This is a genomic window from Planosporangium flavigriseum (genome assembly GCF_011947225.1).
Lineage (GTDB): Bacteria > Actinomycetota > Actinomycetes > Mycobacteriales > Micromonosporaceae > Planosporangium > Planosporangium flavigriseum.
Genome location: NZ_JAATVW010000002.1, coordinates 232,675 through 252,927, shown reverse-complemented (window position 1 = coordinate 252,927; position 20,253 = coordinate 232,675). Strand labels below are relative to the sequence as shown.

25 protein-coding genes and 1 pseudogene are annotated in these 20,253 nt (G+C 71.1%); 19 read left to right on the top strand and 7 right to left on the bottom strand.

Annotated elements, in window-relative coordinates:
• Positions 1-15: 15 nt before the first annotated feature.
• Positions 16-378: a DsrE family protein gene (locus tag HC028_RS03995; protein ID WP_168072872.1), complete on the bottom strand. Its 363-nt coding sequence runs from the start codon at positions 376-378 to the stop codon at positions 16-18.
• A 62-nt stretch (positions 379-440) separates the two neighbouring features.
• Here HC028_RS03995 and mtfM point away from each other — a divergent pair, with 62 nt between their 5' ends.
• Positions 441-545, top strand: coding sequence for a small membrane protein MtfM (gene mtfM / locus HC028_RS28055; RefSeq protein WP_275408218.1), 105 nt, complete (start codon positions 441-443; stop codon positions 543-545).
• 38 nt (positions 546-583) lie between these two features.
• Positions 584-1,180: a heme-binding beta-barrel domain-containing protein gene (locus HC028_RS03990; protein WP_168073380.1), complete on the top strand. Its 597-nt coding sequence runs from the start codon at positions 584-586 to the stop codon at positions 1,178-1,180.
• Between the two features lie 13 nt (positions 1,181-1,193).
• Here HC028_RS03990 and HC028_RS03985 read toward each other — a convergent pair whose 3' ends face one another.
• On the bottom strand, positions 1,194-2,033 hold the full coding sequence (locus HC028_RS03985) for an aminotransferase class IV (RefSeq protein ID WP_168072869.1): 840 nt from the start codon (positions 2,031-2,033) through the stop codon (positions 1,194-1,196).
• 33 nt (positions 2,034-2,066) lie between these two features.
• On the opposite strand from HC028_RS03985, the gene HC028_RS03980 reads away from it, so the two are divergent.
• From HC028_RS03980 to HC028_RS03925, 12 genes and pseudogenes are all read left to right on the top strand, one after another.
• The gene (locus HC028_RS03980) at positions 2,067-2,543 is read left to right on the top strand and encodes a Fur family transcriptional regulator (protein ID WP_239075298.1); all 477 of its coding nucleotides are present in this window, start codon (positions 2,067-2,069) and stop codon (positions 2,541-2,543) included.
• A complete protein-coding gene (gene ygfZ, locus HC028_RS03975; RefSeq protein WP_168072867.1) occupies positions 2,540-3,619 on the top strand; it encodes a CAF17-like 4Fe-4S cluster assembly/insertion protein YgfZ in 1,080 nt (359 codons plus the stop codon). The genes HC028_RS03980 and ygfZ overlap by 4 nt, the downstream gene beginning before the upstream one ends.
• Before the next feature lie 3 nt (positions 3,620-3,622).
• A complete protein-coding gene (locus HC028_RS03970; protein WP_168072865.1) occupies positions 3,623-4,057 on the top strand; it encodes an NUDIX hydrolase in 435 nt (144 codons plus the stop codon).
• Positions 4,054-4,887 carry a beta-keto acid cleavage family enzyme gene (locus HC028_RS03965; protein ID WP_168072863.1) on the top strand — a complete coding sequence of 278 codons (834 nt, stop codon included), beginning with the start codon at positions 4,054-4,056 and terminating at the stop codon, positions 4,885-4,887. Before HC028_RS03970 ends, HC028_RS03965 begins: the two co-directional genes overlap by 4 nt.
• A 37-nt stretch (positions 4,888-4,924) precedes the next feature.
• Positions 4,925-5,062, top strand: a pseudogene (locus HC028_RS28355) (asparaginase); the annotation flags it as partial.
• Complete coding sequence (locus HC028_RS28650; protein WP_344121124.1) at positions 5,013-5,252, top strand: asparaginase; 240 nt, start codon at positions 5,013-5,015, stop codon at positions 5,250-5,252. The pseudogene HC028_RS28355 and the gene HC028_RS28650, both read left to right, overlap by 50 nt.
• Positions 5,253-5,358: 106 nt before the next feature.
• The gene (locus tag HC028_RS03950) at positions 5,359-6,042 is read left to right on the top strand and encodes a helix-turn-helix domain-containing protein (protein WP_168072861.1); all 684 of its coding nucleotides are present in this window, start codon (positions 5,359-5,361) and stop codon (positions 6,040-6,042) included.
• Positions 6,039-6,545 carry a hypothetical protein gene (locus tag HC028_RS03945; RefSeq protein ID WP_168072859.1) on the top strand — a complete coding sequence of 169 codons (507 nt, stop codon included), beginning with the start codon at positions 6,039-6,041 and terminating at the stop codon, positions 6,543-6,545. The genes HC028_RS03950 and HC028_RS03945 overlap by 4 nt, the downstream gene beginning before the upstream one ends.
• Before the next feature lie 84 nt (positions 6,546-6,629).
• The gene (locus HC028_RS03940) at positions 6,630-6,941 is read left to right on the top strand and encodes a DUF2516 family protein (RefSeq protein ID WP_168072857.1); all 312 of its coding nucleotides are present in this window, start codon (positions 6,630-6,632) and stop codon (positions 6,939-6,941) included.
• Positions 6,941-7,843: an alpha/beta fold hydrolase gene (locus HC028_RS03935; protein WP_168072855.1), complete on the top strand. Its 903-nt coding sequence runs from the start codon at positions 6,941-6,943 to the stop codon at positions 7,841-7,843. The genes HC028_RS03940 and HC028_RS03935 overlap by 1 nt, the downstream gene beginning before the upstream one ends.
• A 66-nt stretch (positions 7,844-7,909) precedes the next feature.
• Positions 7,910-8,683, top strand: a complete 774-nt coding sequence (locus HC028_RS03930) for an EI24 domain-containing protein (protein WP_168072852.1) — start codon at positions 7,910-7,912, stop codon at positions 8,681-8,683.
• Positions 8,676-9,200 carry an O-acetyl-ADP-ribose deacetylase gene (locus HC028_RS03925; RefSeq protein ID WP_168072849.1) on the top strand — a complete coding sequence of 175 codons (525 nt, stop codon included), beginning with the start codon at positions 8,676-8,678 and terminating at the stop codon, positions 9,198-9,200. Before HC028_RS03930 ends, HC028_RS03925 begins: the two co-directional genes overlap by 8 nt.
• Before the next feature lies 1 nt (position 9,201).
• Here HC028_RS03925 and HC028_RS03920 read toward each other — a convergent pair whose 3' ends face one another.
• Positions 9,202-9,963, bottom strand: coding sequence for a maleylpyruvate isomerase family mycothiol-dependent enzyme (locus tag HC028_RS03920; RefSeq protein WP_168072847.1), 762 nt, complete (start codon positions 9,961-9,963; stop codon positions 9,202-9,204).
• 66 nt (positions 9,964-10,029) lie between these two features.
• Here HC028_RS03920 and HC028_RS03915 point away from each other — a divergent pair, with 66 nt between their 5' ends.
• On the top strand, positions 10,030-11,115 hold the full coding sequence (locus HC028_RS03915) for a UDP-N-acetylmuramate dehydrogenase (RefSeq protein ID WP_373313830.1): 1,086 nt from the start codon (positions 10,030-10,032) through the stop codon (positions 11,113-11,115).
• A 38-nt stretch (positions 11,116-11,153) separates the two neighbouring features.
• Here HC028_RS03915 and HC028_RS03910 read toward each other — a convergent pair whose 3' ends face one another.
• Together HC028_RS03910 and HC028_RS03905 are read right to left on the bottom strand one after the other, a co-directional pair.
• On the bottom strand, positions 11,154-11,948 hold the full coding sequence (locus HC028_RS03910) for a class I SAM-dependent methyltransferase (protein WP_168072844.1): 795 nt from the start codon (positions 11,946-11,948) through the stop codon (positions 11,154-11,156).
• Positions 11,945-12,712, bottom strand: a complete 768-nt coding sequence (locus HC028_RS03905) for an SDR family oxidoreductase (RefSeq protein WP_168072842.1) — start codon at positions 12,710-12,712, stop codon at positions 11,945-11,947. Before HC028_RS03905 ends, HC028_RS03910 begins: the two co-directional genes overlap by 4 nt.
• A gap of 157 nt (positions 12,713-12,869) precedes the next feature.
• Between HC028_RS03905 and mshA the strand changes: the two genes are divergently transcribed.
• The 4 genes from mshA to HC028_RS03885 all read left to right on the top strand — a co-directional run bounded on the left by mshA (position 12,870) and on the right by HC028_RS03885 (position 17,822).
• On the top strand, positions 12,870-14,207 hold the full coding sequence (gene mshA, locus HC028_RS03900; protein WP_168073374.1) for a D-inositol-3-phosphate glycosyltransferase: 1,338 nt from the start codon (positions 12,870-12,872) through the stop codon (positions 14,205-14,207).
• Positions 14,204-14,704 carry a type III secretion system chaperone family protein gene (locus tag HC028_RS03895; RefSeq protein WP_168072840.1) on the top strand — a complete coding sequence of 167 codons (501 nt, stop codon included), beginning with the start codon at positions 14,204-14,206 and terminating at the stop codon, positions 14,702-14,704. Before mshA ends, HC028_RS03895 begins: the two co-directional genes overlap by 4 nt.
• A gap of 342 nt (positions 14,705-15,046) precedes the next feature.
• Positions 15,047-16,180, top strand: a complete 1,134-nt coding sequence (locus tag HC028_RS03890) for a CaiB/BaiF CoA transferase family protein (protein WP_168072838.1) — start codon at positions 15,047-15,049, stop codon at positions 16,178-16,180.
• A gap of 76 nt (positions 16,181-16,256) precedes the next feature.
• Positions 16,257-17,822 carry a beta-N-acetylhexosaminidase gene (locus HC028_RS03885; protein ID WP_168072836.1) on the top strand — a complete coding sequence of 522 codons (1,566 nt, stop codon included), beginning with the start codon at positions 16,257-16,259 and terminating at the stop codon, positions 17,820-17,822.
• Here the strand turns inward: HC028_RS03885 and HC028_RS03880 are convergent, their stop codons facing one another.
• Both HC028_RS03880 and HC028_RS03875 read right to left on the bottom strand, forming a co-directional pair.
• Positions 17,823-18,950: an MFS transporter gene (locus HC028_RS03880; RefSeq protein WP_373313828.1), complete on the bottom strand. Its 1,128-nt coding sequence runs from the start codon at positions 18,948-18,950 to the stop codon at positions 17,823-17,825.
• A 30-nt stretch (positions 18,951-18,980) separates the two neighbouring features.
• Positions 18,981-20,237, bottom strand: coding sequence for an MDR family MFS transporter (locus HC028_RS03875; protein WP_168072834.1), 1,257 nt, complete (start codon positions 20,235-20,237; stop codon positions 18,981-18,983).
• Positions 20,238-20,253 lie beyond the last annotated feature (16 nt).

Here is a 20,253-nt window from a genome sequence, read left to right as displayed (position 1 = left end):
GACCGGGTGTGACGCTCAGTAAACCAGCGCTTGTGCGCCCTCGGCCATGCTCTCCTCGACGAAGACCGCCGCGCCCGCGATACGGACGCCCTCGATGAGGTCGGCCTCGCCGATGCCCCGCCGGGCGGCGCACTGGGTACAGACGGTCACCTGGCCGCCGGCGAGCACGGATGCGAGCAGGACCGGCAGCGGCGCCGAGTGCGGTAGTTCGAACTCGGCCGCCCGGCCCGGTAGGGCGAACCAGGTGGATTCGCCGGTGAGCCACAGCGAGGTCGGCACGCCGGCCGTGGCCGCGGTCGCCGCGACGGTGAAGGCCTGTGCGCAGCGCTCCGGCGCCTCTGCTCCTGCGGTTACCTTGACGACGAGAGTACGGCCCATGGTGGCAGCATAAGATCTCGTTGTGACCATGCTTCTGCGACGGGTGTCCGGGTAGCCACGCCATGGTCACCGAGATCGGATTCATCAGCCTGCTGGTCGCCGGCTTCGGCGGGTTGGCCGGCGGGCTGGGTTATTTGGCGGTACGGGTGTCGAGGGGACGTTGGTAGGCGTGAGTAGCGAGGAGAGTCAGGTCAACCCGGTGTGGATGGGGCAGACCGCGGTTGGCCCGTATCCCTTCGAGGAGACCCACGACCTGCGTTCCGGTCCGGATCTGCACCCGGCCCTGCTGGGGCTGCTGCCGTTCGTGGGGGTCTGGCGGGGCCGGGGCCAGGGCGGCTACCCGACCCTCGAGCAGGACTTCGAGTTCGCGCAGGAGGTCCGCTTCAGCCACGACGGCCGGCCGTTCCTGTTCTACGAGTCGAGGTCGTGGCTCATCGAGCCCGACGGCACCCCGATCCGCCCGGCCGCGCGTGAGGTGGGTTGGTGGCGGCCGGTGCAGACCGACCCATCGGTCGAGCACGCGGCCGAGGCCGTGCCGACGACGAGCGACGAGATCGAGGTGCTGCTGACCCACCCGACCGGCTTCATGGAGCTCTACCTGGGCAAGGTGGAGGCCAACGGCACGCGGGTGGAGATGGCGACCGACGCCGTGGTGCGTACGGCGACCGCCAAGGAGGTCCGGGCGGGCCAGCGCCTGTACGGCATCGTCGAGGGGGCGCTGCTGTACGCGTACGACATGGCGGCGGAGGGCCAGCCGATGTCGCCGCACATGTCAGCGCGCCTGGAGCGGGTCGCCGGCTGACGCCAATCGCCGGTCAGACGTACCCGAGCAGCTTCTGCATCCGGGTCGTCTCCGGTGACGGCCCCAGCGGGACACCGTCGAGGCTGCGTACCTCGGTCAGGCCGCGTACCGACGACGCGAGCCACACGCCGTCGGCGGTGTGCAGTTCGGCCGGGCGGACCAGCCGCTCGGCCGCCCGCATGCCTAGCTCCTCGGCCTGGGAGAGCAGGTACGCGGCGGTGGTACCGGCGAGGATGCCGGTGGTGGCTGCCGGCACCGTGGACAGGACCCCGTCGGCGAGCCAGACCAGAGTCGCGGTGGGGGCCTCCAGGGCGTACCCGTCGACCGAGACCCACAGCACGTCGCCGACGCCCTGCTGGGCCGCCCAGCGCAGGCTGGCCATGTTGACCGCGTACGACAGGGTCTTCGCGCCGCCGAGCAGCCACGGGGCCTCGGTGCGCGCCTCCGCCGGCACGCCGAGGGTCGCCGTGGCCACCGCCACGCCGTCGAGGCGCGCTGCGATCGAAGCGGGCGCGATCGGGGCGAGGGTGGCGAACGCGGTGACCGGGCCGCCGTCCTCGGGCCCGCGGGTGCAGACCAGCCGGAGCGCGCCTTCGGTCTCGGCCGGCCACGCCGCGCACGCCTGACCGGCGAGCTCGACCAACTCGGCGCGGGACGGCAGCGGGAGCGCCAGCAGCGCGGCGGACCGGGCCATCCGGTCCAGGTGCTCGTTGAGTAGCCAGGGCTCGCCGTTCCGGACGTGCATCGTCTCGAAGACGCCGTCGCCACGGAGGACGCCAAGATCGTCGGCGCGCAGGACGGGGGTGTCGGCGGGTACCACTCCGACGCCGAGGACGGCGAGTACACGAGCCATGTGGTGCAGCCTACGTCGCCTAGGATCGAGCTTGTGTCGTCGTCGCCGAGGTTGAGTGGTCAGGAAAAGCAGGACGCGTCGCTAGCCGACATACTGCGCGCCCGCGGGCTGCGGCTGACCGCCCAGCGCCAACTCGTGCTGGAAGCCGTGTACGCGCTCGGCCACGCCACCCCCGACCAGGTGCACGAGGCGGTGGCGCGCCGGGCGGCAGGCGTGAACATCACCACCGTGTACCGGACCCTGGAGCTGCTCGAAGACCTGGGCCTGGTGACGCACACCCACCTCTCGCACGGCGCGCCGACCTACCACGCGGTCGGCGAAGAGCAGCACGTACATCTGGTCTGCCGGGGATGCGGTGGCGTCGACGAGGTGTCACCGTCGGTGCTGGACGGACTCGTTGCGGACCTGCGGGGCAGCCGCGGGTTCCGCGTCGACGTCGGCCACGTGGCGCTGTTCGGCATCTGCCGGCAATGCGCCGACCAACCCGCAAGCGAGAGTGAGAATCTGTGATCACGGCATCCGGCGCGGTCCCTGTCGCCGCGCTCGACCCCGAGAGCCCCGACGCCGGCGTCGTCGCCCACTACGGCGACCCGATGCGCGAACAGCGCACTCTCGCGACCTCGGTCGGCCTGGTCGACCGGTCGCACCGCGGCGTGCTCGCCCTCCCGGGTGAGGACCGGCTCGGCTGGCTGCACAGCCTGACCACCCAGCACCTGACGGACCTGCCCGCCATGACCGGCACCGAGCTGCTCGTCCTGTCGCCGCACGGGCACGTCGAGCACCACGCGGCGGTCACCGACGACGGCGCGACGACGTGGCTGGACGTCGAGGCCGGGCAGGCTCGGCCGCTGCTGGATTTCCTGATGCGCATGCGCTTCCTGATGCGCGTCGAGCCGGCGGATGTCAGCGCTGACTTCTCGCTGCTGTCGCTGGTCGGGCCGGACACCGACGAGGCGCTCACCGCGCTGGGCGTCGGCCCGCTGCTGTCCCCGGACGCCGTCGCGGTGCCGGGCCCGAAGTTCGCCGCGGGCTCCGTGCCGTCTCGGCCAACGGTCCAGTACTCGGCCGCGAGCCTGCCCGACCTGGGCGGCTGGGTCCGGCGCATGCCGTACGGGGCGGACCTGCTGGTACGCCGGGGGACCGAGGCCGACCTGGTCGAGGTGGCCGGGGTGCCGGTGGCGGGTACCTGGGCGTTCGAGGCACTCCGGGTGGCCGACCGCCGGCCGCGCTTCGGCTTCGAGACCGACCACCGCACGCTGCCCGCCGAGGTGGGCTGGACCGCCCCGGCGGTGCACCTGGAGAAGGGGTGTTACCGGGGTCAGGAGACGGTCGCCCGGGTGCATCACCTCGGCCGGCCGCCGCGTCGACTGGTACTCCTGCACCTCGACGGGATCACCACCGAGGAGCTACCGGCGCACGGCACGGCGGTGACCACCCCGGAGGGGCGTCAGGTCGGGTTCATCGGCACGGCGGCGCGCCACTTCGAGCTCGGCATGATCGCGCTCGCGCTGGTCCGGCAGAACGTGCCCGACGACGCGGAACTGCGGGTGGGCGAGGCGGCGGCCGCGATCGACCCGGGCGTCTGAGCGGTGTCCGGCACCCGGGTCGCGCTCGTCCTGCTGGTGGACCGGCACGGGCGGCTCCTCATGCAGCACCGCACGGCTGACGCGCCCGTCTCGCCGAACCTGTGGGGCTTCCCGGGCGGGCACGTGGAGCCCGGTGAGGAGCCGCTGGCTGCCGCGCACCGGGAGTTGCTGGAGGAGACCGGCCTCACGGTGGACCGGCTCGACCTGTGGTGGCGGGGCGCGAAGCCGGGGGAGTTGCCGGTAGAGGTCTGGGCGTTCCACGGGGTGACCGCCGCGACGCAGGACGACGTGGTGCTGGGCGAGGGGCAGGCGATGGTGTTCCTGCCGCCGGACGAGGCGCTCAGCCGCGACCTCGCCGGCACCGCGGCTCTGCTGCTCCCCGGGTTCCTCACGTCACCGGAGTACCGCTCCGCCCACGTGCGAGGATGGCCGGCGTGACGACAACGACGTTGATCACGGTTGCCCCGACCGGGGCCGAGTCGAGTAAGACCGACGTGCCGGCGCTGCCCGTGACGTTGGACGAGCTGGTCGCCACCGCCAAGGAGTGCGAGGCGGTCGGTGCGAGCATCATTCACGTACACCTCCGTGACGACGCTGCCCGGCCCACGCTCGACCTCGGCCGGCTGCGGGACACCGTCGCCGCGCTGCGTGCCGAGACCGGGCTGATCGTTCAGCTGTCCAGCGGCGGCGCCGTCACCGACCCCGAGGACGACCGCATCCGGGTACTGGACGCCGCGCCCGACATGGCCTCCTGCACGATGGGCACGGTCAACTTCGGCGATGACGTGTTCCTCAACCGGTGGGAGTTCATCGTCGCGCTGCACGAGGAGATGCGGGAGCGGGCCATCGTGCCGGAGTACGAGATCTTCGACCTCGGCCACCTGACCTCGCTGCAGCGCCTGCTCGACAAGCACGGGCTGCCATTCGGCGGGCACGTGCACGTCGACTTCGTCCTCGGGGTGCCGGGCGGCGCGCCGGGTACGGCGGAGACCGTCGTCGCGTTCAAGCACGCGCTGCGGGACCTGCCGGACGGCACGACGTTCTCGGCCACCGGCATCGGGCGCAGCACCCTGCCGGTCCTGCTCGCGTCGCTGTCGGCCGGCGGCCACCTGCGCGTGGGCATGGAGGACACGGTGACGTACGCGAAGGGTCAGCCGGTGGAGAGCAATGCGCAGCTCGTCGCCCGTGCGGCCGGGTTCGCTCGCCTTGCCCAGCGCCCTCCGATGGCCGTCACCGAGGCCCGCGCACTGCTGGGGATCCGAGCGTGAGTGATCTGTACGCCGGCGGGGAAGTGCTGGCCGAGGTCGTCCGCTCCAGGCGGTCGGCATGCTCCGCGCCGGGCTCGACCTGACCGACGACGCCGACCTGGCTCTCGTCTGCGCCAGTCACCAGGGTGAGCCGTTCCACCTGGCGCGCGTACCCGGAGCTGGTCTCCGGGACGGAGGGTGCGGACACCCGGCTCATACGTGCCGTGCCGGGGCTGCTGTCCAAGGGCGGCGCCGGGGGCGTTCCGTCACCGGTGAGGTGCTGGACGCGTACGCGGAGTCGCCGATCTTCGGCGGCGGCCGGCGGGTGGGTTCGGTGCGTTCCGTCTGGTAACGCCCTTTTCTCATCAACAGACACGGCGTCGTAATGCGCCGGGAACCTCCGCGCGATGCAATTGACGTGTGCAGGGAGTCACGCTAACTCGAGCAAGCGCTTTGCTTGCAAGAGCAAGCAGGGCGGCGTACGTTCGAGTGGTGAACACCGATCGAGATCTGCCGCGTGACATTGGTGGATTCATCCGTGACCTGCGCCGCAGCGCGCAGATCTCCCTGCGTCAGCTCGCCGAGCAGGCCGGGGTGAGTAACCCATACCTCAGCCAGATCGAGCGCGGGTTGCGCAAGCCGAGCGCCGAGGTCCTCTCTCAACTGGCGCATGCGCTACGGGTGTCTACTCCGCTGATGTACCTGCGTGCTGGGCTGCTCGACGCCAGCGGAGGCCAGGGAGTGCTCGCCGCGATCGCCGCGGATGACGACCTGACCATCGCGCAGAAGCAGTCCCTGACCCAGATCTATGAGACGTTCCGCCGCGAGAACCTGCGGAGCGCGACCGGTGGGGAAGATGCGGATCCGCTCACGTTTGACCCGCCGGCGAGCGAGGGTACGCAGAGAGTGGCCGGCTCCGAGGTGGACGAGTCCGCAGCGGAACGGGGTGCTGCAGGGACCCGTACGGCCCGTAAAACGGCTGCGACTCGCAAGGCCGCGGCGACCGGGGAGCCGAGGCCGGCCGACGGTGCCGACGAGACCACCCCGGCGCGGAAGCCACGCAAGGTCGCCAAGCGGCAGCCACGCCCGACCCGATCCAAGCCAGACTCCGAGGCCCCCAGCGTGGAGGGCTCCGGCACGAAGGACGCGAAGGAAAGGACCGAGGAGACAGCATGAACGCGAAGACCGAGCCCAGGAAGATCCCGACCCCGCTCTACGCCGCCGCCGGTGCTGGGGAACTGGCCTACGAGCAGCTGCGCAGGCTTCCGGAGCGCGTCGCCGAGCTACGCGGACGCGTGTTCGAGCTCCGTCCGGTCGCCGAGGCCGTGACCGAGCGCGTATCGGAGCGTAACCTACGCGCTGATCTCGACAAGCTGCGTGATGGCGCCCGCCGGAACGCCCAGGCGTTCGTCAGCAGCGCCCAGATCGCGCAGCGGCAGGCCGCCGCCGTCTACGACGAGCTGGTCGCCCGCGGCGAGCGGATCGTGGCCGGTGCCCGTACCGAGCAGGCCAAGGCGCAGCTCGCCACGGCCAAGGCCGAGATCAAGGACGCGGAGAAGACCGAGGCGAAGGTCGAGGCCGAGGCCCTGATCGAGCGGCACGCCGAGGACGCCCAGCAGCCGCTGCCGTCGGTGCCGGCCAAGCCCACCAAGCGCACCCGCGCCGCCACGAACAAGTAACAACGAGTAACAACCAGACGGCAAGACACGCCCGGTCCCCCGGTGTCGACACACGGCACCGGGGACCGCGCCTAAGCTCAATGCATGGCTATAGCCGCGCCGATCTTCTACACCCAGGTCATCCGCTGGGTGGACCTGCTTTTGGTCATCTTCGCCCTCCTTATCGAGGTGGTCGCGTTTGGGCACTGCCTGCTCCAGCGGCCCGACGCGTTTTCGGCCATCAATACGCTGCCCAAGGGGGCCTGGCTCGCCTTGATTGGCGGTTCGGCGCTCCTGACGGTCATCGGGTCTGGTTTCCTGATGCTCGCGCTGATCGCTATCACGATCGCGGCTGTCTACCTGCTCGACGTTCGGCCCGCTCTGCGTGATGTGATCGACGGCCGCGGATCCTGGTAATGGACTTCCGCTGGCCGCCACCGCCGGACGGACGCCCTGATCGATACCGGCCGCCGGTCAACCGGGGCCCGCACACCGGTCGGCCGACGCTGCCGACGCCACCGACCGAGCTGGTGGCCACCCCGCACGGGGTGGAACTGGAGTGCCTGACCACCGGGTCGGGACACCCGGTCACGGTGTTCGCTCATGGACTGGCCGGGGGCATCGCCGAGACCCGCCCCCTGGGCAGCGGCGTACGCGGCCGCCGGGTCTTCTTCCAGTTCCGCGGCCACGGCCGGTCCGCCGCGCCACCGGGCCACTGGACGTACCTCGACCTGGCCCGGGATCTCCGGGCGATCGCCGATCTGCACGGCGCGACCCGCGCGCTCGGGGTCAGTCTCGGCGCCGGTGCGCTGTGCCGACTGCTCGCCGACAATCCGAACCGCTTCGAGAAGGCCGTCTTCTTCCTGCCCGCGGTGCTCGACCAGCCCCGTCAACGGACCGCCGCGGCTCGGCTGACCGAACTGCTGGCGGCGGTCGAGGCCGGGGACGCGGCCGGGGTCGCGGAAGTCATCTCCCTGGAAGCGCCGGCGCAGGTGCGAAACACGCCGGCCGGGTGGGCCTACCTGCGGCAGCGGCTGGAGCAGCTCATGCGCGACGGGCTCGCTCAGGCCCTGGCCGAACTGCCCGACCAGGTGGCGCTCCCTGACCGCCGCGCGCTGGGGGAGGTCACGGCGTCAGCGCTCGTACTCGCCTGTCGCGGTGATGACCTGCACCCGGTCGAGGTCGCCGAGGAGCTCGCGGCTGCCCTCCCACGGGCGACGCTGCATGTGTACGACCGGCCCGGCGTGCTGTGGACGGAGCGCGCCGACCTGCGGGAGCGGATAGCGGCGTTCCTAAACGGGCAGGGCCTTGACGACTAAGCAGGATGACTTCAACCTGCCCGAAGTGCCGCCGGACGGGTTGAACTGACCGATTAGGCTGCCGCCGTGGCCCCCATCGTGCGACAACAGAGCGCCCTGTCAGAGTTCTTCACCGGCGCCGGCCTGCTGGTTCGCGGCCTCGGTGTGGTCGTGCGCAGCCCGCGCCTGTTGCTGCTCGGCATCGTGCCTGGCGTCGTCTCGTTCGCGGTCGTGCTGGCCGCGCTGGTGACGCTGTTCGTCTTCAGCGGCGACCTCGCCGCGCTCCTCACCTGGTTCGCCAACGACTGGTCGGAGCCGGTGCGCCAAGCCCTCCGTTGGCTGGTCACGATCGCGCTCGACGTGGCCGGGATCATCCTCGCGGTGGTCACGTTCACGGCGCTGACCCTCACCATCGGCGACCCGTTCTACGAGGCCATCTCGAAGCGGGTCGACGACCGGTTCGGCGGCGCGCAGGAGTCCGACGCGCCGTGGCACCGCACCCTCCGGTGGAATCTGGCCGACTCGGTGCGGCTGCTCCTGCTGTCGCTCGCCGCCAGCGTGGCGCTGTTCGTCCTCGGCTTCATCCCGGTCGTCGGGCAGACGGTCGTGCCCGTGGTCGGCGCGTTCGTCGGTGGGTGGCTGCTCACGGTCGAGATCTCGGGCGTGCCCTTCAACCGTCGCGGGTTACGGCTGGGCGACCGGCGTCGGCTGCTGCGGGCCAATCGGGCATTGGCGCTCGGCTTCGGCGTACCGGTGTTCCTGGTTTTTCTGGTGCCCTTCATGTCGGTACTGGTGATGCCGGGCGCGGTGGCCGGCGCCACCCTGCTGACCCGGCGCGTACTCGGACAGCCCCATGAGTAGACGGATCGAACTGGTCACCGGTGACATCACGACCCATGAGGTCGACGCGGTCGTCAACGCCGCCAACTCGTCGCTGCTGGGCGGGGGAGGGGTAGACGGAGCGATCCACCGGCGGGGTGGGCCTGCGATCGGAGCGGAGTGCCGGGCGCTGCGGGCCAGTCGGTACGGCCGTGGCCTGCCGACCGGCGAGGCGGTTGCGACCACGGCCGGCCGGCTGCCCGCCCGGTGGGTGATCCATACCGTAGGCCCGGTGTGGTCTGAGCGCGAGGACCGCACGCCGCTGCTGCGGGCCTGCTACACGAACTCGCTGCGGGTCGCCGCTGAGCTTGGCGCCGTGTCGGTGGCGTTTCCGCTGATCTCAGCGGGGGTGTACCGGTGGCCGAAGCGGGACGCCGTGGTGCAGGCCCTGGACGCCATCCGCACGGCGCCTGCCGGCGTGGACGAGGTCAGGCTGGTGCTCTTCGACGACGCGAGCCGGGCGATCGCGGACGAGGTGTACGCCGAAGTATTCGGCTGAGTCAGCCGGTGCGCAACGCGGCCAGCAGGCTCCCGTCGCCGGCTGTGTCGAGCACCTCGAACGGCACCCGTCCGTAGAGCGCGAGGAGCAGGTCACTGGCTGTTCCGCAGGCGACCGCGCGCTCGTTGTGGTGGTCGTGGTCGAGAAGGGTGTCGGTGTCGAGGAGCGCTATCCCTTCGCCCCGCAGCCGCACGTTCCACACCTCGGCGAGGTCGGTGGCGCGCAGTGCGATGACGCCGTGACGGTCGAGCGGCCCTCGCCGCCGCCCCGCCGGCAGCCAGGAGTCGAGCACTTCGGTAATGCCGTCCGCGGCGAGTTTGGCTTCGATCGGCTCGCTGAGCCCGACGGCGATCTGCGCGTCCCAGCGGTGCACGGCGGTCTCGTGGGCCAACCGGCGATGCCAGAATTCAGCCTTTTTCGGCTGTGGTGCCCAGTTCCACGCTGGTAAAGCAGGATCGAGCCAATCAAGGAGTTTGAGAGTTTTTGCAAACTGGTCGTCCCACCACGACAGCACGGCGGGTCCGGTCGGCGTGTCGCTGACGTCAAGCTGGCCCGGATGACCTGTCGTGCCACGGCCGACATGTCCGGCGACCCAGCGGTAGACGCCGCCCAAGTGGCGCACGAGGTCCTCGATCGTCCAGTCAGGACAGCTCGGTACGGGTGCTGTGAGCACGCCCTCCTGCCCGACGGCAGCGCGGAAGGCGGCACCCTCGGCGCGCAGGCCGGCCACCCAGAACTCCTTGTTGAAGTGCGGCTTACCCATCCCCCATCCCCTCCTCACACATAACTGACCGCGCCGGTGGGATGTCCCGTCGGCATCCAGCCTAGGGTGAAACACGTGCCTGAACGTACCCATCGCGCCATGCTCGACGCGCATACCACGCTGCGCCTGGGCGGCCCTGCCACGGAGTTGATCGAGGCCGCGAGCGCCGAGGAGATCGTCGCCGCGCTCAGGAAGGCCGACGCCGGTGACTCCGCCTCTGATGATGCAGGCATATCCGCCTTGGTGCTTGCCGGCGGCAGCAATGTCGTTGTCGCGGATGCCGGTTTTCCGGGCACTGTGGTCCTGCTGCGCAACCGCGGGTTCAGTGTGCGCCGCGAGGGCGAGCGGGCGATCGTGTGCGTCGAGGCTGGTCAGAAGTGGGACGAGCTGGTTGCGGCCACCGTCGCCGAGGGGCTGGCCGGGCTGGAGTGCCTGTCCGGAATCCCCGGTTCGGCCGGTGCCACCCCGATTCAGAACGTCGGGGCGTACGGGCAGGAGGTCGCGGAGACGATCACGGCCGTGCGCGTCTACGACCGCCAGACCGGCGAAACCGTTGTGATGCGGCCTGACGAGTGCGGTTTTGGCTATCGGACAAGCATTTTCAAGCACAACCACCGCTTTGTTGTGCTTTCGGTGGATTTCTCGCTCGCGGTGTCGGCTCGGTCCATGCCCATTCGCTACGCGGAGCTGGCGCGCTCCCTCGGTGTGGCGCCGGGGGATCGGGTCGAGCCGGCGCGGGTACGCGAAGCCGTGCTGGCCCTGCGTGCGGGCAAGGGCATGGTGCTCGACGGGGGCGACCCGGACACCTACTCGGTGGGTTCGTTCTTCACCAACCCGGTGCTGACGTCCGACGAGTACGCGGCGGTGCGGGCGCAGGCCGGGGTGGAGCCGCCGGCCTGGCCGACCGGGGACGGCTCGGTCAAGGTCAGCGCCGCCTGGCTGATCGAGCGTGCCGGCTTCGCTCGCGGGTACGCGCAGGTCGGCACCGGCGTCGGCATCTCCACCAAGCACACTCTCGCGTTGACCAACCGTGGCACGGGCACGACGGCCGAGCTGCTGGACCTGGCGCGCGAGATCCGGGACGGCGTGCGGGACCGGTTTGGTGTGGTGCTGCACCCCGAGCCAGTCTTGATCAACTGCGCTATCCCGTGATCATGAAAGATTCGGGGCGCCATGACACCCCGAAGTCTTCATGAGTATGGGGAGGAGAGGCGCGGGGCGACGGCGGACCAGGGGACGGTCAGCTCGCCGAGGCGCCAGCGCGCGGGCCGGTCGAGCACCGGCCACCCCGCTGCGCGTACCGCCTCGACGCTGTTGCGCCACCGCTGGCGTGGGCCGAAGGCCGAGTACGCGGCGTTGGCGCGCCACGCCTCGTCCAGCGCCCGCAGCAGGCCGTGGATCGGCTCGCCGGACACATTGCGGTGAATGAGCGCCTTCGGTAGCCGCTCGGCCAGCGTCGCGGGACTGTCCAGGGTGGACAGCGAGGCGGCCAGGGTGAGCGTACGCGGGCCGGCGGCGTCCAGGGTGACCCAGGAGGCCAGCCGCCCCAACTCGTCGCACGTACCCTCCACCAGCACGCCGTCCGGCGCGAGCCGCTGCGCAATGGTCGACCAGGCCTGCTTCACTTCGGACTCGTCGTACTGGCGGAGCACGTTCATCGCCCGTACCACCACCGGCCGTAGGCCGGCCAGTTCGAAGCCGCCGCGCCGGAACTCCAGCGCGGGCGGGTCGGCGGCCGGGGCCGCCGCGGCGACCCGCTCCGGATCGATCTCCAGCCCGACGACCCGAACGTCACGCCGCACCCGGCTCAGCCGGGAGCGCAGTTCGACCGCGGTGACCGGGCTCGCGCCGTACCCCAGGTCCACCACGAGCGGGTCCTCGGCCCCGCCGAGCAGGCCACCGAGGTGTACCGCGATCCAGTTGTCGACGCGGCGCAACCGGTTGGGGTTGGTGGTGCCGCGGGTGATCGACCCTAAAGGCTTCATTCCACCCGGCACACCTTGTGCTGGGCGGCCTGGGCGAGCGGGCGGACCACGAGCCGATCGATGTTGACGTGGTGGGGCAGGGTCGAGCTCCACGCCACGCACTCGGCGATGTCCTCGGCCGTCAGGGGCTTCGCTACGCCGCGGTAGACGGCTGCCGCTTTCTCGGCGTCCCCGCCGAAGCGCTTCAGCGTGAACTCGTCGGTCTTCACCATGCCGGGGTCGATCTCGATGACGCGCACCGGCCGGCCGCACAGTTCCAGGCGCAGCGTCTCGGCGACGGCGGTCGTGCCGTGCTTGGCGGCCGTGTACCCACCGCCGCCCTCGTACACGATGAGGCCGGCGGTCGAACTCATGATCACGATGGTGCCCGCGCCGGACGCCTCGAGAGCCGGCAGGAGCGCTTTGGTCACCCGTACCGTGCCGAGGACGTTCACGTCGTACATCCACTGCCAGTCGCTGATGTCCGCCGCTTCCACGTAGTCGCCGCCGCGAGCGCCGCCCGCGTTGTTCACCAGGAGTTCCAGCCGCCCGGGCAGGCCCGCGACGGTCTCGGCCAGCGCGGCCACCGAGGTGTCGTCGGTGATGTCGACCGGCACCGCGGTGGCGCTGCCGCCGGCGTCCGTCACCTCTTTGACCAGGGAGTCGAGGCGCTCTGCGCGGCGCGCGGCGGCCACGACGTGGAACCCCTCGGCGGTGAGTCTGCGGGCGGTCGCCGCCCCGATTCCGCTGGACGCTCCCGTTATCACGGCGATCCTCTGTGGCATGTACCGATCCTCTCGCCGATCGCATCTTCACCCCAACGGGGGGTACACCGGAGAGGCGTATCACGGTTCCTGGGAAGATGGAGCAGCCCCGGCGTGTTGATCGGGGCGGTTGTGTGGAGCGGCACGGGCAACGACAGAGGGAGTACATGTGGCGCGGGTGGATTCGCTACACAACTTCGGTCCATGCCGCCGACCTGCTCGTTCGGGGCTGCCCCGGCGGGTGGCGACGCTCTCGGTTCACACCTCACCGCTGGACCAACCGGGCACCGGGGACGCCGGCGGGATGAATGTCTACATCGTCGAGGTCGCCAAGCGCCTGGCCGAGGCCGGCGTCGAGGTGGAGATCTTCACCCGGGCGACCGCGAGCGACCTGCCGCCGGTGGTGGAGATGGCGCCCGGCGTGCTCGTCCGGCACGTGATCTCCGGCCCGTTCGAGGGGCTGGCCAAGGAGGAGCTACCGGCGCAGCTGTGTGCCTTCACGAACGGGGTGCTGCGCGCCGAGGCCGCCCAGGCGCCGGGCTGGTACGACCTGGTCCACTCCCACTACTGGCTGTCCGGTCAGGTGGGCTGGCTGGCCAAGGACCGCTGGGGCGTCCCGTTCGTACATACCGCTCATACCCTGGCGAAAGTAAAGAATTTGCTGCTGGCCGAGGGTGACACCCCCGAGCCGAAGGCTCGGGTGATCGGCGAGGAGCAGGTCGTGGCCGAGGCCGACCGGTTGGTCGCCAACACGCCGACCGAGGCGCGCGAGCTGATCGACCTCTACGGCGCGGACCTCGGCCGGGTCGCCGTCGTCGCGCCCGGGGTCGACCTCGACCGATTCAGCCCATCGGAGGGTGGCCGCGCGACCGCACGACGCCGTTTCAACCTGCCTCCGGACGCGCACGTGGTGGCCTTCGTCGGGCGCATCCAGCCACTCAAGGCCCCCGATGTGTTGCTGCGCGCGGTCGCCGAGCTGCGTACGCACGACCCCGAGACGGCCAGGCGGCTCGTGGTCGCTGTCTGCGGCGGGCCCAGTGGCACCGGCCTCGAACGGCCCACCGCCCTCATCGAACTCGCCGCCGAACTGGGCATCTCCGACGCCGTGCGGTTCATCGAGCCGCAGCCCCGGGACGCCCTCGCCGACCTGTACCGGGCCGCCGACCTGGTCGCCGTGCCCAGCTACAACGAGTCCTTCGGCCTGGTCGCCCTGGAGGCGCAGGCGTGCGGCACGCCGGTCGTTGCCGCCGCCGTGGGTGGCCTGGTGACCGCGGTACGGGACAGCGTCTCCGGCGTGCTGGTCGACGGCCACGACCCGGCCGACTGGGCCCGTACGATCGGGCGTCTGTTGCGGGCGCCCGGCGAACGGGCGCGGTTTGCGCGCGGCGCGGTCGCGCACGCCCGCAACTTCTCCTGGAACCGCACCGCCTGCGGCCTGCTCGACGTCTACCGCGATGCGTTGAGCGAGCACCGGGACCGTCGGGCCGCTGCCATCTCGACCGGAGTGTGCTCATGAGTGACGAACGCAAGCGGGTCAGCGATCTGATCGAGTCCGTCTGCGCCGAGCGTGAGGTGCCGGTCGAGCGCACCGGCGACCACTCCTTTGTGGTGACGCTGCCCGGCGCGCACAAGCTGAAGACGAACTGCAACCTGATCGTCGGCGAGCACGCGCTGCGGGTCGAGGCGTTCGTGATGCGCCAGCCCGACGAGAACCGCGAAGAGCTGTGGGCCTGGTTGCTGAAGCGAAATGCCCGGATGTATGGCGTGGCGTTCGCGATCGATGACGTCGGTGACATTTACCTGACCGGCCGGATCACGCTTCGCGCGATCACGGCGGACGAGCTTGACCGGCTGCTCGGCTCGGTGCTCACCTACGCGGATGAGAGCTTCGATCCGATGCTGGAGATTGGCTTCGGTACGGCGATCCGGCGCGAGTGGGAGTGGCGGGTCAAGCGCGGCGAGCCGTTGGACAACCTGCGCGCATTCGAACACTTCGTGAAACGTACGGATTGAGGTAGCTCTCGTGGCCGAGTCGACGGCGTACGCACCAACTCCCGTCGACGCGTGGGCGCAGCTGTGGCCGGAGTTCCAGCACTTCGGCTGAGCCGGGAAGTGACCACTGTCACCTGTCCATTAGCGGTCACTCACACTGTGAGCCGGATGACAGACGTAACGCGCACGACCGTCGATGCTTTGATCCGACGGTGATCCGCAGATCGACCCGCATTTTGGGGATCCCTGGGGGATGGGTCGACGGCGGAGGACCCGCGCCGGTGATACGGGGGCCGGGCGCAGGCGGGCGGCGCGGACGTGGGGGTCCGCACCGCCCGCCGTCGACGGTGTTACCGTCCCGACGTGGCTGGACCCCTGACCGGTGTACGGGTTGTCGAACTGGCCGGGATGGGCCCCGGGCCGTTCGCCGGCATGCTGCTGGCGGATCTGGGCGCCGAGGTCCTGCGCGTGGACCGGCCCGGCGTCCACGGGCACCCCGGCGATCCGGGTCTCGATGTGCTCGGCCGCGGCAAGCGCTCTGTTGCGCTCGACCTCAAGCAGCCACGGGCGGCGGAGGTCGTCCGGCACCTGGCCGCCCGCGCCGACATCCTGATCGAGGGCTTCCGCCCGGGCGTCGCCGAGCGGCTGGGGATCGGCCCGCAGGACTGCCAGGCGGTCAACCCCGCTCTGGTGTACGGGCGGATGACGGGCTGGGGGCAGGACGGGCCGCTCGCCAATACCGCCGGCCACGACATCACCTATCTCGCGCTGTCCGGGCTGTTGCACGCCATCGGTCCGGCGGACGGGCCGCCGGTGCCGCCGCTCAACGTCGTGGGTGACTATGGCGGCGGTGGGATGCTGCTCGCGTTCGGCGTCCTCGCGGCGCTGCTGAGCGCGCGCCAGGCCGGAGTCGGCCAGGTCGTCGACGCTTCCATCGTGGACGGCGCGGCCCTGCTCTCGGCGCAGGTGCACGGGCTGATGCGCCAGGGCCTGTGGGCCGACCGGCGGGGCGGCAACCTGCTCGACGGCAGCGCCCCGAACTACGGCGTCTACACCACGGCGGACGGCCGCCACCTCGCGGTCGGGCCCCTCGAACCGAAGTTCTGGGCCGAGTTCGCCGCGCGGGTCGGGGTGGACGGTGACCCGTACGACCCGGCCGGCTGGCCGGCACTGCGGGAGCGGATCGCCGAGCGGATCGCGACGCGTACCCGGGCCGAGTGGCTGGCGGTCTTCGACGGCTCGGACGCCTGTGTCGCGCCGGTGCTCTCGCTGTCCGAGGCGGCCTCGGCCGACCACCCGCACCTCGCCGCGCGGGGCACGTTCGTCGAGTCGTACGGGGTCACCCAGCCTGCCCCGGCGCCCCGGTTCTCGGCCACGCCGGCCGCACTGACCGCGCCGCCGCCGCACCCGGGCGAGCACACCCGGGAGGCGCTGGCCGACTGGGGCGTGGACGACGTCAACGCGCTCATCGCGGCAGCTGTGGCGATTCAAGCCTGAGCTCTTGTCCGCACCGCCGCATAGACCATAGCCTATTGGCCTGCTTTCTTAACAGTAGCTCTGGCTGGGAGGCGCTATGGGTGGATCACGGGTTCGCGCTGCCGTCCTGACAGTTGTCCTCGCGGTAGCCGTCGCGCTGGTCGGTCCGCAGGCGGCGACTGCCGCCGCCCCGGCAGTGTCTTCGATGCGGGACGTGGTCCCGGCCCCGCTCACGGTCAAGCCGGCGGGCGGCACGACGTTTACTCTCCGGCCCGGTACTCCGATCTTCGCCTCGGGTGACGCCCGCGACATCGGCGGCTATCTCGCGGGTGTCCTGCGCCGCTCCACCGGGTACCGGCTGCCGGTGGTCTCCGGTTCCGGGCCGGGGATCTCACTGCTGCTCACCGGCGCCGACCCGAGCGTCGGCGACGAGGGGTACCGACTCGACGTCACGTCGAAGGCGGTGGTCATCCGGGCGCAGCGGCCGGCGGGCCTGTTCGCCGGGGTCCAGACGCTGCGCCAACTGCTCCCGCCGGCCATCGAGTCGGCAATAGTGCGCAAGGGGCCGTGGGTCATCGCCGGTGGGCAGATCGTCGACCGCCCACGGCTGGCCTACCGGGGCGCGATGCTCGACGTGGCCCGCCACTTCCACCCGGTCGGCACCGTCCTGCGCTATATCGACGAACTCGCCCTGTACAAGATCAACCACCTGCACCTGCACCTGACCGACGACCAGGGCTGGCGGATCGCGATCGACAGCTGGCCGCGGCTGTCCGCCTACGGCGGCAGCACGCAGGTCGGCGGCGGCGCGGGCGGGTACTTCACCAAGGCGGACTACGCGCGGATCGTCGCGTACGCGAAGTCCCGCTACATCACGGTCGTGCCCGAGGTCGACATGCCGGGCCACGTCAACGCCGCGCTCGCCTCGTACGCCGAGCTGAACTGCGACGGTAAGGCCCCGCCGCTGTACACCGGGATCGACGTGGGCTTCAGCTCCCTGTGCGTGTCCAAGGAGATCACGTACAGGTTCATCGACGACGTGGTGCGTGAGCTGGTCGCCTTGACGCCAGGGCCGTACCTGCACATCGGCGGGGACGAGGCGCACGCCACCAAGCCCGACGACTACGCGACCTTCATGGATCGGGTGCAGAAGATCGTGGCCGCCCACGGCAAGTCGGCGCTCGCCTGGCACCAGGTCGTGAACGCGACGCCGCTGCCGTCCACGGTCGGGCAGTACTGGGGCACCACCCGGTCGGCGCCGGACGTCGCGGCCGCCGCCGGGCGCGGGACGAAACTGCTGCTCTCGCCGGCCAACAAGGCGTACCTGGACATGAAGTACGACCCCAGCACGCCGCTGGGCTTGAGCTGGGCGGGGTACGTCGAGGTGAAGGACGCGTACGACTGGGACCCGGGCGCGTACCTCGACGGCGTCAGTGAATCGTCCGTGTTCGGCGTGGAGGCTCCGCTGTGGACGGAGACGATCGCGACGCTGGCCGACATCGAGTACATGGCGTTCCCGCGGCTGCCGGCGATCGCCGAGCTGGGGTGGTCGCCGGCGTCGGCGCACGACTGGACGTCCTTCCGTGCCCGACTGGCCACCCAGGGCCCACGGTGGGAGGCGCAGGGCATCAACTTCTACCGCTCATCCCAAGTCTTCCCATGATCACCGAGACTCTTGGGTGCTATAGGCCCGAGAACTCTCGGTGAGCATGCGCTGGAGGTGGCGCTCGCGGGCCGGTGCGGCGAGGAGATGGCCGGCGGCCGCGAGCACGCCGGTCAGGCCACCCAGCGCCCAGAACCGGTCACCCAGGTGCTGCAGGCCCCACCCGCCGACGGCCGGCGCGACGAACCCGGCCGCCGGGAACGTCAGGTAGAACACGCCCTGGTAGCGGCCGCGCAGCGCCGGAGGGGACAGCTCGGCGATGATCTCGGCGTTCGGCGGGGCGGCGAGCATCTGGCCGACCGTCCACACCGCCGCGGCCACGAGGTACGCCGGCACGGTGTCGGAGACGGCCACCGCGCCGGTGCCCAGGCCGAGCAGCCCGTACGCCGACGGTCGCAGCCCGTCCGCGCGCATCGCGAGCGGCAGGATCGTCGACGCCTGCATGCTGAGCACCGCCAGGACGAACGTCAGCCCGACGAAGGTCAGGAAGGTCCGGTCGGTGAGCGGGGTACGCAGGCTGCCGGATTGTGCTCTTCCCGGGTCCCGGGTGGCGCCGGTCTCCGGTACCCGCAGCAGCAGGAGCAGGAACGCGATCAGCGTGGCCGCCGCGTCGATGGTGAACAGCAGCGTGAAGCTGACCTCGGCCACGATGCCGGCGAGCAGCGAGGCGCCCGCCACGCCGAGGTTGAACGCCCAGAACTGGAGGTTGAACGCGCGGGTGCGGTCGGGCTCGGGTACGACGTCGACGATCGCGGCCACGAGCGCCGGGCTGGCCATCTGCTGGGCGAAGCCGACCAGTGCCGTGATCGCCGCGAGCAGTGGAAGCCAGGTCACGAACGCGAGGCTGAACAGCAGTACGGCCGCGGCGGCGTGGCAGGTGAGCAGGGTCGAGCGCCGGCCCCACCGGTCGGCGAGCACCCCGCCGGCCAGTACGCCCACGGCCCCGCCGAGGCCGTGTGCGCCGACGACCAGGCCGGCGGTTGTCGGGGACAGGCCCCGGGCGCTGGTGAGGTACAGCGACAGGAACAGCACCGCGAAGCCGCCGAGGCGGTTGATCAGCATGCCGGTCCACAGGTACCAGTAGGTGCGGGGCAGGCCGCCCACGTTCGCCCGGTACCAGGTCCGCACGGAAACTCCTTTAGTTAGGAGTACTAAAAGCTAGATCCTAGCGAGTTCCGTGTTGGGCCCGACGCCAGCGGCGGTCGCGACGCGGAGCGCGTCGCCGCGCCGCTCGCGGGCGGGCGCGGCGGCGAGGTTCCACGCCCCCGCGATCAGGCCGAGCGCGAGGCAGCCGAGCCAGAGCGCCGGTCCGCCCGCCTCCTGCTGCACGTAACCGCCGAGCACCGGCGCCACGAAGCTGGCGATCTGCCACGACAGGCTGTACACGCCCTGGTAGCGCCCGCGCATCGCGACCGGTGACAGGGACGCCAGCAGCGTCGCGTTCGACGGCGCGTTGAGCATCTCGCCGAACGTCCAGACCACGACCGTGGCCGCATACCAGAGCGGCGTGTGTGCGACGGCGGTCAGCCCGAAGCCGGCGCCCATCACAACGGCGGAGACGGCGATCACCCGGGCGGGTCGCCGGTCACGCAGCAGGCGGGTCACGAACATCTGGCCGAGCACGATGAGGATGCCGTTGAGGGCGATCACCAGACCGAAGGTCCGGCTCGACAGCCCGTCCCGGCCCATGGCGATCGGCAGCATCGACGCGTGCTGCATCAGCACGACCATGAGGATCAGGTTGCAGACGACGAAGCTCATGAAGGTCCGGTCGGCGAGGACCGTGCGGAGGCTGCCGGCCTTGTCTTCGCCGCCGGTCTGGGCGGCGGGCCGGGTCTCGGGCACCTTGACGGCGAGCAGGATCGCCGCCGCCGCGGTGGTCACCGCGTCGAGGATGAACAACATCAGGTAGCCCGCCTGGGCGGCGAATCCGGCGAGGATGGCCGATCCGGCGAAGCCGAGGTTGACCGCCCAGAAGTAGGCGGAGAAGGCGCGCATGCGGTGGGCGTCCGGGACGATGTCGGCGATCATCGCGCCCAGGGGAGGGCGGGCGGCCTCGGCCGCGAACCCGAGCGCCGTCGCCGCGGCCATGATCGTCAGCGGCTGGTTGGCGAGCCCGAGCAGCACCATGAGCACCGATGCCGTACCCAGTGACAGGAGCGCCGTGGGGCGCCGGCCCCACCGGTCGGTCAGGAACCCGCCGATGGTCACGCCGACCGCGCCGCCGGCCCCGTAGAGCCCGACCACCAAGCCGGCTACACCAGGGGAGAAGTGGCGCTGGGTCGTCAGGTAGAGCGCGAGGAAGAGGATGACGAAGCTGCCCGCCCGGTTGATGAGCGTCGCGGCCCAGATGGCCCAGAACTGGCTCGGGAGCCCGCCGGTCGCGCCTCGTGCCGCCCGTCGCAGCCGCTCCATGTGACATCCCCTCGTA